This window comes from Erwinia sp. (assembly GCF_049696395.1).
GTDB lineage: Bacteria > Pseudomonadota > Gammaproteobacteria > Enterobacterales > Enterobacteriaceae > Erwinia.
This window is the reverse complement of record NZ_JBAVTT010000181.1, coordinates 1-12040: the sequence shown is the minus strand read 5'-3', so window position 1 is coordinate 12040 and position 12040 is coordinate 1. Positions and strand designations below refer to the sequence as shown.

Below are 12040 nucleotides of genomic sequence, written 5' to 3'. Positions count from 1 at the left end.
TAGCCTGCAGATAGAACGACCAGTCCTGTAATGGCGTCCAGTCCAGCGTGCCGTTGGCCGTGTGCAGCGGCAACTCCTGCAGCGGTTTATTGCCGCCTCCGCTTAAATCACGCCCGTCGGTGTAGGTATAGTTCAGCGTCAGCTTCCAGGCGTCATCAAATGGGATCTTCAGTTCCGTTTCCAGCCCGTTGATCCGTGCTTTGTTCACGTTGTAATAGCGGAACGTTGGCCGGCCATTTTCATCGAAACCGACGAAGTTACTGTAGCCTGGTGCCAGACTGGTCGAAGCGGTACGGGCAATGTCGATCATATCGTCGATATTGTTCTGGAAAGCGGTCACGCTTCCGGTCACGCCCTCCAGCAGCCCGTCCTCTCCGGCGTAGTAGATCCCCAGTTCGAAGCTCTCGCTGGTTTCCGGCTTAAGGTCTTTACTGCCGACAATGGAGCAGCTGCCACGACAGGAATTCGTCTGCCAGTCCGGGCTCAGCTGCAGCAATGAAGGCGCTTTGAAGGCGTTGGCCCAGCCGCCTTTCACCGTAACAGTCTCGGTGGCGTTATAAACCAGATAAGCGCGCGGGCTCCAGTGATCGCCATAGGTTTGGTGATCGTCCATACGCACGCCGGTGGTCAGCGCCAGGGAGTCAAAGATCCGCCATTCATCTTCCACAAACAAAGCGTACTGGCTGGCTGAAGTGGAGCCACTGCCGGTCAGGTTAACCGGATCTTCCAGCTTGTCGTGACGCACTTCGCCGCCAAAGGTCAGCAGCTGATTAATATCGCCCAGCGGCAGGATCAGTTTGCCATCCAGCGAGTTATTTTTGGCAATGATGTTCTGCCCGGTAGTGTAGTTATCCACCTGGTCACCGTAAAAGCGCAGCTCGGTGTTCCCCCATCCCCAACGGCCATCGTGGCCGACAGAGTAGTTCTGCCGCTCCAGACGGTTTTTATCCAGCGAGTCGGAATTACGATCCTGACGATCGAAGCCGTAACCGAAGGTCATATCCTGGTTGTCGGTCGGTGTCAGTGAGAACTCCACGTTGCCATCGCGAGCCGTGTAGCCCTCAATGCGCGGGCTCATGCCGGTGGTAGAAGTAGCAGACGCCTGCTGCGCATCCTTTTCGCGCTTGCCGAGGCTGCCATAGAGCTTCACGCCCAGCAAGTCGTCAATCAGCGGCCCGCTGGTGAAGAAGTTACCGTTGTAGCTGTCTCCCCGGTCCCGGTGTTCCTGCACGGTGGTATCCGCACTGAGGGTGCCGTGCCAGGCTTTGCCGACCTTGCGGGTGATGATATTCACCACGCCGCCCAGCGCATCAGAACCATAAAGTGACGACATCGGGCCACGCACCACTTCAATACGCTCAATGGCATCAGCGGGGATCCAGTTTAAATCGAAGTCGTTATGGCGGAAGGCCGCATTGCGGGAGTTGACCCGCTTGCCGTCAATCAGGATCAAGGTGTAGCTACTGTCGAGGCCACGCAGGCTGATGCCTTTACGGTTATCCCCTTCATTGGTGAGTTGAACGCCAGGCACTTCACGTAATACGTCCCGGAGGTTCTGCACCGGTTTACGCTTAATCTCTTCAGCGGTAATGACACTGATACTGGCGGGGGCATCTTTTAAATTTACTTCCACGGCAGAAGCCGTAACAACCATTGTTTCTTCTTTCCTTTCCGACTCTTCCGCGGTTACCGGAAAAGTGAAGGCCAGCGCAGAAGCGCACAGCCCGCAGCGGACAACGGGATTCAACCTGAACATGCTATTCTCCATGAGGCGCAACTTAAAAAGTGTTATCCATACCTTTTGCTCACACAAAAACCGCAGAGTTTCTCTGCTTAATTATCCCGGTATGCTCCGGTTTGCTTATTTATTTGGGGCGGAATAATTCCGCCCTTTCATGCTTGTCTTGCCAGACAGAATAATTACAGCATGGGTTCCGTCACCAGGCCATCTATCAGCACCTGCGGGGTTCCTTGCGTGCAGCGCTCGATGCGGCCCTTCACGCCATAGACTCTTGCCAGGCTGGCCGGAGTGATCACCTCTTCCGGTAAGCCATCGGCAATTAATTCCCCGTTCTGCAACATTAATACGTGTTCACCGTGGCGCAGGGCGATATTAATATCGTGTACCACTACCACGGTAATAATATTTCTGTTCTTAGTTTCCCTGCGTACCAAATCCATTACATGGAACTGGTAATTTAAATCCAGTGCGCTGAGTGGCTCATCCAGTAATAACAGTTCGGGCCGACGAATTAAGGATTGCGCCAGACCCACCAGCTGTTTCTGCCCACCGGAAAGTTGGTCCAGGTAGCTTAAGGCCAGATGCGCAATGCCCAATTGCTCCAGCACCGACATCACTTCGGCTTCGCTGGCGGCGCTGCTACGGCCCCCAGACGCGCGCTGGGCCACAATGATCGACTCCAGCACATGCAGATGCACGCCAGCAGGCAGTGACTGTGGCAGATACACCACTTTCTCCGCCCGGCGGGCAAACGGCTGCGACATCAGTTCCGTGCCGTTCAGCCACACTTCACCTTCGGCACGGTTCAGACCGGCCAGCGAGCGCAGCAGCGTAGATTTGCCACAGCCATTCGGCCCCAGCAGCACGGTGATTTTGCCTCGCGGCAGCAGCGGCACATTCAGGTCGCTGATAATTTTGCGTTTCGGGTATCCGGCATGGAAACCGCTGATCCGTAAACCTTCCATCAGACAGTCCCCCGATGACGCAGAATAATACTCAGGAAGAACGGCACGCCCACCAGAGAGGTGACGATGCCAACCGGGATGATCACGCCAGGGATCAGGTTTTTAGACACGACGGAGGCCATCGACAACACCAGCGCACCGGTCAGCGCACTGGCTGGCAGATAGAAGCGGTGGTCTTCACCAAAGATCATACGGGCGATGTGCGGCGCTACCAGACCGATAAAACCAATCGGACCAACAAAGGCCACGGCAAGCGCGGAAAGAATACTGATGCGCAGCAGCGTGCCAAGACGCAGACGGCGGACATCAATACCGAAGCTGACAGCGCGATCTTCGCCAAGGCGCAGTGCGGTCAACTTCCACGAACTCATCATCGAGAACGGCACCAGAATGGCAAAGGCCAGCGTCAGCACGCCCAGTTTGTCCCAGGAGGCTCTCGCCAGGCTGCCCATGGTCCAGAACACCAGGCCCTGAAGCGTGTCTTCACTGGCGATGAACTGCATCATCGACACCAGTGCATTAAAGGTAAACACCAGCGCGATACCAAATAACACCACGCCCGAGGTCGCTACCCTTGTCCAGCGCGTTACGCCGTCCAGCATCAGGGCGGCAAACAGCGCAAAGACAAAGGCGTTGGCAGAGATGAACCACTGATCGGGGATCCCCGGAATGCCAATACCGAGCACGATAGCCAGTGCGGCACCAAAGGCAGCCGCAGAGGAAACGCCCAGCGTAAACGGGCTGGCCAGCGGGTTATTCAGGATGGTTTGCATCTCTGCACCCGCCAGACCCAGCGCCAGACCCACCACTACCGCCATCAGGGCGTAAGGCAGGCGAATATCCCAGACGATAACGCGCGTCCCGGCATCCACCGACTCCGGTGAAAGCAGCGTATGCCACAAGGTGTCCAGCGTCAGGCCGGACGGGCCCAGGGTAAAGTCCAGCACCAGCGAGGCCAGGATCGCCAGCACCAGCACACTCATCATCAGCAGACGATGGCGCAACATATGATGATAACGGCCCATTACGCCTTCGGTCTGGGACTTTTCGGCATACTGCACCGGATCGTGGGTCACACTCATTCTCAATACCTGTAATTACTCGGTTTCAGTCCAGTAAGTGCCCGTTGGCGGCACCGCCAGAAACTGCTGATAAAGCTGTTTCTCGGTGGCGGCGACGTCCAGGTCAGCGAACTGCTCGGGGTAGAACCATTTGGCAAACGCCTGGATAGCCAGGATGTTATACGGTGAATTGTAAAAATTATGCCAGATAGCGTAACTGCGTCCTTCTTTCACTGCATCCAGCTGAGCGATCCCGGTGCGTTTCAGCACGGTCGCCAGACTGGTTTGCGCTTCCTGCTTGCTGACCTGAGCACCCAGCAGAATGCCCGGCCCTGCGGCACCAGGCGCTTTACCGCCGCTGGCGATGTAAATCTTCGGCTGGCTGGCGATCACTTTCTCCAGATTGACCGTGCCAAGCGGGCCAGGTAACAGGTCGCGGGCGATATTGTTGCCGCCGGCAAGATCGATAAAGTCGCCCATATTGCCTTTCCCAACGGTGCCGCAGCATTCGGGCATCGCCGCTGCGCGCAGTTCAATAAAGACGGAAGGCTTGTCAGCGGCGGCAATCTTACTGGTGATGTCGGTTACCCGCTTGACGTTCTGCTGATAGAAGCTGATGTAATTTTCTGCTTCTTTTTCGCGGTGCAGGACTTTGCCAAGCACCCGCATGCTGGGAACGGTATTTTTAAGCGGATTGGCACGGAAATCGATGAACACCACCGGCACACCGGCGCTTTCCAGCTGGCTGACCAGCTCGCTGCTGCGGCCTGGCCCATGACCTGAAAGGCCAAAAATCGCCACGTCAGGGTTCAGCGTCAGCACTTTTTCCGGGCTGATGCTGTCGGCTGTGGTGTTGCCAATCAGGGGAATGTTATCAATTTTTGGGAATTTTTTACGGTATTCCGCGTAGGTCTGGGTATCCAGTTTGCGGAAATCACCTTGCCAGCCAACGATGCGGTCGACGGGCTTTTGACCTTCGAGCAGTGAAACGGCATAAAACAAACGCCCTTCCCCCAGCAGGATCCTGTCGGTCTTTTCCGGGAGAGTCACTTCTCGTCCGGCTATATCTGTCACGGTGGCAGCCCAACTGTTGCCTGCCGTTAGCGCAAACAGCGCCAATGAAACGGCGATTTTTTTTACCACTAACCCGCTTAAATTTTCCACGCCTGACTCCTTAGCAAAGAAAAAAAAGTAACGGCGCTAACAATAAAACAAATGATAATAGTTATCAATAATATTTGTAATAACTCCTTACAAACAAAAAAGGCGCGGGATCCGCGCCTTGTTCATTTTTGGACTAACTACTTGCCGTCGTATTTCGGGAATTCCATTTCGCTGTACTTCACGAAGCGGGTTTTCCGCGTCAGCTTGAAGCCGAACCAGATAATCAGGAACAGCGGAATACCGATATAGGTTGCGGCCACGCCGTACCAGTCAATGCGGTCGGACAGGAAGGCCTGGTAGTTCTGTCCCAGCGTAATGATCAGACACAGCACGAAGGCGAAGATTGGGCCCAGCGGGAAGAAACCAGAACGGTACGGCAGGTCAGCTAAATCCAGTCCCTGCGCGACATAGCCACGGCGGAAGCGGTAATGGCTGATAGCAATGCCCAACCAGGCGATAAAGCCGGTCATGCCCGAGGTATTCAGCAGCCAGATATAGACGCTCTGATTGCCAAACATCGAGGTCAGGAAGCACAGACCCGCCACAACGGTAGTGGCATACAGCGCATTACGCGGCACGCCGCCTGCAGACAGTTTGCCAAAGATACGCGGCGCTTTACCTTCACGAGCCAGGTTAAACAGCATCCGCGTTGAGGCATACATGCCTGAGTTACCGGCTGACAGTACAGCTGTCAGGATAACGGCGTTCATAACCGCAGCCGCAGAGAGTAGACCAGCGTGTTTGAAGACCAGCGTGAATGGACTGATGCTGATATCGGTCACGTTGTTACGCAGCAGGCTGGGATCGGTGTAAGGGATGATCAGGCTGATCACCAGAATGGCGAACACGTAGAACAGCAGGATACGCCAGAACACCTGACGCACAGCGCGAGGGATATTTTTCGCCGGGTCTTCAGACTCTCCAGCGGCGATGCCAATCAACTCGGTTCCCTGGAAAGAGAAGCCGACGATCATCGCCACGCCGATCATCGCTGAGAAGCCGCCCGCAAACGGAGCATCGCCAATTTGCCAGTTTTGCCAGCCAGCGGTTTCGCCGCCGCGCAGGATGCCAACAATCATCAGCACGCCCACGATGATAAAGACGATAACGGTGACCACTTTGATTAACGAGAACCAGTATTCCGCTTCGCCAAAGCCTTTTACCGAGATGTAGTTCAGCAGGAAGATCACGCAGAGGAACAGTGCGCTCCAGATCCAGCCTGGCGTGTCCGGGAACCAGTAAGTCATCACCAGTTGGGAAGCCACAAGGTCAACGGCAATGGTCACCGCCCAGTTGTACCAGTAGTTCCAGCCCAGCGCGAAGCCAAAGCCCTCTTCCACGTAGTTGGCACCGTAAGTCGAGAAGGAGCCAGAAACCGGCATAAAGGCCGCCAGTTCGCCGAGGCTGGTCATCAGGAAATAAACCATCAGGCCGATCAGCATATAAGAGAGAAGCGCGCCGCCAGGGCCTGCCTGAGAAATGGTGGCGCCGGAGGCCACGAATAAGCCCGTCCCGATCGATCCGCCAATTGCGATCATCGTCAGATGACGTGCCTTTAATTCACGCCTTAGCGCAGGTTGTTCTGTTGTTTTTGTGTCCTGAACCATCTTGAAATGCTGCGTCCTTGGAAAAATGAGGCGCGATTGTAGCAAACTGACCGGGCTCGCCTAGTGATTCCGCCACGTTATAAGATAGGTTCATGATCGCCGCCGAATTATTAGTTTCAGCGTCTTTTCCCCTAAAAAAGGCAGGAGAACAGGCGTTCTCCCCTGCCAGGAAAGGGCACCTTAAGAGAAATTATTATTCGGTGCAGTAACTTAAAAAGCGCAGTAGAGACTTCGACAGGTGCTTTTGCTTATGGTGAATTCGATAAAGCGTACGCTTAAGTTTCGGCAACGGAACCCTCACTTCTTTTAAGGTCCCCACGGCCAGTTGCTCGGCGATCACCCTCCGTGAAAGACAGCTGATCCCCATGCCATGGCGAACGGCATGTTTGATCGCTTCAGAATTGCCGAGCTCCAGCGCCAGCCTGAACTGTGGCAAATGCGACAGCAGAAGATAGTCAACGATCTCGCGGGTCCCTGAACCGTGCTCACGCAGGATCCACGAGGCGGCAGCCAGAGTTTCCAGCGTGACTGGCTGGGCAAAAATCTCCGCATCTGGCGCAGCAAAGACCACCAGCTCATCTTCCAGCCAGGGGTCGCTGATGATTTCGCTCATGTGACAAGGGCCTTCTATCAGCCCAATATCCACGCGGAAGTCCGCCACGGCAGTGATCACGTCCTGACTGTTACCGACGCTAAGCTCCAGCGGCAAATCGGGATAATCCTTGCGCCAGCCTGCCAGCATGCCCGGCAGTAAATAGTTGCCGATGGTGCTACTGGCATACACGCGCAGCGCGCCGTTATCTTCACGGAACAGTTGCTCGATTTCTGTCGCCTGTTCAAGCAGCGCTACCGTGCGGGGATAAAGCAAGCGGCCATGCTCATTGACCACCAGACGTTTACCCACACGATCGAAAAGCTGCACGTTTAACTGGCCTTCAAGATCGGCCAGTGCAGCACTGACCGCCGACTGCGACAGCGCCAGCACCTGAGAAGCCTGAGTGGTTGAGCCGCTTTTCAGCACTTCGGCAAACACTTCAAGCTGGCGTAATGTAATGTGCATTGTTGCTCCTCAATGGCCGCCCTGCCCTATCTGGCTGACTTCGCCACCCCTGGTTCAGGCTTTTTGTTTATCACTTATAGTGGTTAATTATAAATATATAATCAATTTCTCTTTTAAGCCACTTTTCTCCATGCTGTCTGTAGTGAAAAGGAGCTTGCCATGAACATAATGACTCTGCACCACCCAAAACTTCAGCCTGCTCGTTATGCAGCCGGATTACTGTTAGCCCTACTGCTGGCAGCGGGCGCAACCTGGTTGGCAACCTTACCTTCAATTGCCGCGCTCGGCCTTGGTGCGCTGACGCTGGCTATCGTTGCCGGGATCATCGCAGGCAACACCTTCTATCCTCGTTTTGCCTCGAACTGCGGCCCGGGCGTGATACTGGCTAAGCAACAGCTGCTGCGTCTGGGGATTATCCTTTATGGCTTCCGCCTGACCTTCCAGCAAATCGCCGACGTCGGCATCAGTGGCGTGCTAATAGATGTGCTGACACTGAGTTCAACCTTCTTCCTTGCCTGCTGGCTGGGACGCCGGGTATTTGGGCTGGATCGCGATACCGTCTGGCTGATTGGCGCAGGGAGCAGCATCTGTGGCGCGGCGGCCATCCTGGCCACTGAACCGGTGATAAAAGCGGAGGCTTCTAAAGTGGCGGTAGCTATTGCGACCGTGGTGATTTTCGGCACGCTGGCAATCTTTATCTATCCGCTGCTTTATCCGCTAATGGCGTCAGTATTCAGTTCAGTCACGCCGGGCAGTTGGGGCGTCTTTACCGGCTCAACGATGCATGAAGTGGCACAGGTTGTGGCTGCCGGACATGCTGTCGGCCCGGACACAGAGAATGCAGCAGTGATTGCTAAAATGCTGCGCGTGATGATGCTGGCCCCGTTCCTGCTGGTGCTCAGTGCCAGAGTTCGCCAACTCGCGCCTGCCGGTAGCAGCAGCCAGGGCAAATTAACCTTCCCATGGTTTGCGTTGGTGTTTATCGCGGTGGCGATGTTCAACTCGCTGCACCTGCTGCCGCAGTCAGTGGTTAACACGTTGAATCAGATAGACAATATTGTTCTGGCTACCGCCATGGCCGCGTTGGGACTGACCACGCAGTTCAGCTCACTGAAAAAAGCCGGGCTCAAGCCACTGTTACTGGGTCTGGTGCTGTTTATCTGGCTGATGGTTGGCGGTGGCGCGATTAACCTGCTGATCCAGCATTTGTTGTCATAACTTCAGGCCGTTCTCGGTTATCATTGCCCGCTCGCGTCCTTAGATGCAGGCCAAATAACAGGAGAACGGCATGAAATATATCGGTGCCCACGTCAGCGCGGCTGGCGGTGTGGATCAAGCGGTGCTGCGTGCACATGAACTCGAAGCCACTGCCTTTGCGCTGTTTACCAAAAATCAGCGCCAGTGGCGTGCAGCCCCGCTGACTGATGAGGTTATTGCCGCCTTCCGTGCAGCCTGCGAGAAGTATAACTACAGCTCCGCGCAGATCCTGCCGCACGACAGCTACCTGATTAATCTGGGCCACCCGGTGTCTGAAGCGCTGGAGAAATCCCGCGATGCTTTCCTGGACGAATTGCAACGTTGCGAGCAGCTGGGCCTGTCACTGCTGAACTTCCATCCCGGCAGTCACCTGCACCAGATTGAAGAAGAGGCCTGCCTGAAACGCATAGCGGAGTCGATCAATATCGCACTGGATAAAACCAAAGGCGTTACCGCAGTGATCGAGAATACCGCCGGTCAGGGCAGCAACCTGGGCTTCCGCTTCGAACATCTGGCGGCGATCATTGACGGCGTGGAAGATAAATCCCGCGTTGGCGTCTGTATCGATACCTGCCACGCCTTCGCTGGCGGCTACGATCTGCGTACCGAAGAAGAGTGCATCAACACCTTCGCTGAATTCGAACGCATTGTCGGCTTCCAGTATCTGCGTGGCATGCACCTGAACGATGCCAAGAGCGAGTTCGCCAGCCGCGTTGACCGCCACCACAGCCTTGGCGAAGGCAATATCGGCAAGACGGTATTCAGCTGGATGATGAAGGACCCGCGTTTTGACGGCATCCCGATGATTCTGGAAACCGTAAACCCGGATATCTGGAAGGATGAGATTGCCTGGCTGAAGTCAGAGCAGGTTTAATGCCGTTTATTGCTCGTGAAATCTTCCCAGACCGGCATTTTGGCTGGTAGGCTGATAAAGAGTTAACTGTTTGAGAGAGGCCGATCTGACGATCGGCCTTTTTAATGGCTTCATTTTTGCAAGATGGGTATTTCTGGAAAGGCTATCTCTCAGGGGGATTTTCAATTCACCTCAAATAACAGTGCCGTTGCGTAATTTATCTTAAAATCCCTTAAAAAAAGCCCAGCAATCATCTCAATCAACATTTAATAATCTCACACTGCAGAGATTATCAGGTAAGTGTTTGTAGAAAACCTCTATAAATCTTTCTTAAATTACAACATTGACTCCGATCACATTAGACACGCCCCCAGCCCTTATCATTAAAATATCCGCATTAGCTTCAGTAATGGTCGCTCAATCGATTTCAATGAAAAGGAGTTTTATATGAATGGAAGTAATAACGAAAAAAATGAGAAGATCGAAAACAATGCTGTTAAAAACATTCCCGCCCGAAGCGAAAGCCTTGCTGAACACGTTGGAAACGGGAAGTTCAAATTTAAGTCACAAAATAAACTCTGTTATCTGACTGAGATTAATACACTTGGACAGGAGTGGGTCATGGACAGACCTGATGGAAAAGGCATAGCTATATGCTATGCCCGTCCATTTGAAAAAATTGCCGCAGTAAACATTCTGACCGGGTTTCAGCCAGCACCAGAATATACTCCTGACCAAATTGCTACAGCGACGAATTTACTTAACTCTTCAGGCGTATTGGCTTTAAATCAGATTACGAAAGGAATACAGTTTTCTGTGGCAGGCGAAGGCGTGCTGACTTTAGCGGGGGAAGTTTTTAACTCTGTTGTTTCGGCAATTAGCCGCGGTGCTGCCTTGCTAACTGCCAGTACAGCAGGTCCCATGCTGGCTGCCGCCTCCACAGTATTTTTCTCAGCATCAGTAGGCAAAGGCAGTGATCTGGTACCAGGGCGAGATGTCGCCGCTCTGTTTAGTTATCCTGCCAAACTCATGTTGCCGCAAAAGCATCGTTTGCCACTGGGATCTAAGACCGTCGAATTGCCGGTGCGTGGTCAGTTGATACTCAGTAATGGCCAACTTGCCCTAAAATTAATGAAAACCACGGAGGGCGGATTACCTAAAGCCGTGCAAGTCCTTACGGCTGTCCGGGACCCAGTCAGCGGGCTGGATCGAATAACGTTGCCCGCCATGCCAGGTCTTCCCTCACGTGAAATATTAATCAATCCTGTTCCGACCACGCCAACCGCCCCGCCTGACACCGGTAATTCAAATCCTGTTCCAATAACCCCATCCCATACTGGGGTGGAAGTTCAGATACCCGAAAATATTGTGATCACCACCACGCCGATGCCAAGTTTTGATGGGCTTCAGGACTTTATTTACTGGCAGCCCAATGCTGATGGCACGGGCGTGGTGCCCATTTATGTGGTGCTGAGCAATCCTTATGGGGAAACCAATGCCAGGGGTGAATATAGCGGGCGTGAATACCACACGGATAAAGCGGGCGGCCCGATCCAAAATCTGGACTGGCGAACAGCCAACATAGACAAAGCCGGTGTGGACAAAGTGAAGCTGCATACAGGACGATTTAAAGAGTCAGAGAATGAGAATCAGATGATGATTAGTCGGTTGGAAAAAATCCTTAAAGGTGAGTTACAGGTAACAGACACCGACAAGCGTTTTTACACTCATGAGATTAGGGAGCTGGAAAGATACAGAAATCTTGGTATTAAGGATGGAGAAGTGCGTGGAAATACTGAAGAGCAGTCTGCTGTCTGGAATAGCACGCATACTGCATCCTTGGAGGACTATAAGATAAATGAAAAAGGACAACCTATTTACATAGACTAAGCATTTCTTAGCAAATAGCCACAATTAATGGACCATATCAGAGGAAATTTTAATGTCACTACAAGAAATCATTCAAAACGAAAGTGTAGAGGATTTTGTCACATTTTTTGGTTTGATTTTAAGTTATCAAAATATAGACAGACTGTATACCAAGTACAGGTTTGAAGTAATAATAAGCAGTGAGTTCTTAAAAACATTTCATAACTTATTCGCAAAAGAGATATTTATCGATGATAATGGAAAAGTAGCGAAAGGCCCAAACTGGAAAGAACCGAAATTTGTCACTGAGAAAAAATATGACTTGAGTAATTTTTCTTAAGATATGCACTCTCCTCAGCCAAGGTAAAATCAATGTCATTACAAGAGATCATTAAAAATGAAAGTGTTGAAGATTTTGTCACATTTTTTGGCCTATTCATGGATTATCCCAGGATAGATAGAC

At 52.9% G+C, this 12040-nt stretch carries 10 protein-coding genes; 4 read left to right on the top strand and 6 right to left on the bottom strand.

Annotated features, from left to right (window positions below):
• The 6 genes from cirA to yieE all read right to left on the bottom strand — a co-directional run.
• Positions 1 to 1756 (bottom strand): catecholate siderophore receptor CirA (gene cirA, locus WCC56_RS20725; protein ID WP_424694199.1); only part of this gene is annotated, 1756 nt, incomplete at its 3' end.
• A 164-nt stretch (positions 1757 to 1920) separates the two neighbouring features.
• Positions 1921 to 2709 (bottom strand): ABC transporter ATP-binding protein, encoded by a 789-nt coding sequence (locus tag WCC56_RS20720; RefSeq protein WP_424694200.1) that lies wholly within the window; start codon positions 2707 to 2709, stop codon positions 1921 to 1923.
• Positions 2706 to 3788 carry a FecCD family ABC transporter permease gene (locus tag WCC56_RS20715; RefSeq protein WP_424694198.1) on the bottom strand — a complete coding sequence of 361 codons (1083 nt, stop codon included), beginning with the start codon at positions 3786 to 3788 and terminating at the stop codon, positions 2706 to 2708. The genes WCC56_RS20720 and WCC56_RS20715 overlap by 4 nt, the downstream gene beginning before the upstream one ends.
• Positions 3789 to 3803: 15 nt before the next feature.
• Positions 3804 to 4931 (bottom strand): ABC transporter substrate-binding protein, encoded by a 1128-nt coding sequence (locus tag WCC56_RS20710; RefSeq protein WP_424694197.1) that lies wholly within the window; start codon positions 4929 to 4931, stop codon positions 3804 to 3806.
• Positions 4932 to 5068: 137 nt separating this feature from the next.
• Positions 5069 to 6538, bottom strand: a complete 1470-nt coding sequence (locus WCC56_RS20705) for an amino acid permease (RefSeq protein WP_424694196.1) — start codon at positions 6536 to 6538, stop codon at positions 5069 to 5071.
• A gap of 193 nt (positions 6539 to 6731) precedes the next feature.
• On the bottom strand, positions 6732 to 7598 hold the full coding sequence (gene yieE / locus WCC56_RS20700) for a DNA-binding transcriptional regulator YeiE (protein ID WP_424694195.1): 867 nt from the start codon (positions 7596 to 7598) through the stop codon (positions 6732 to 6734).
• 159 nt (positions 7599 to 7757) lie between these two features.
• Between yieE and WCC56_RS20695 the strand changes: the two genes are divergently transcribed.
• From WCC56_RS20695 to WCC56_RS20680, 4 genes are all read left to right on the top strand, one after another.
• On the top strand, positions 7758 to 8816 hold the full coding sequence (locus WCC56_RS20695; protein ID WP_424694194.1) for a YeiH family putative sulfate export transporter: 1059 nt from the start codon (positions 7758 to 7760) through the stop codon (positions 8814 to 8816).
• A gap of 70 nt (positions 8817 to 8886) precedes the next feature.
• A complete protein-coding gene (gene nfo, locus WCC56_RS20690; protein ID WP_424694193.1) occupies positions 8887 to 9729 on the top strand; it encodes a deoxyribonuclease IV in 843 nt (280 codons plus the stop codon).
• 426 nt (positions 9730 to 10155) lie between these two features.
• Complete coding sequence (locus WCC56_RS20685; protein ID WP_424694192.1) at positions 10156 to 11598, top strand: S-type pyocin domain-containing protein; 1443 nt, start codon at positions 10156 to 10158, stop codon at positions 11596 to 11598.
• 52 nt (positions 11599 to 11650) lie between these two features.
• Entirely contained in the window at positions 11651 to 11917 is a 267-nt protein-coding gene (locus tag WCC56_RS20680) for an immunity protein (protein ID WP_424694191.1), read from the top strand.
• The last annotated feature ends 123 nt before the right edge of the window (positions 11918 to 12040 follow it).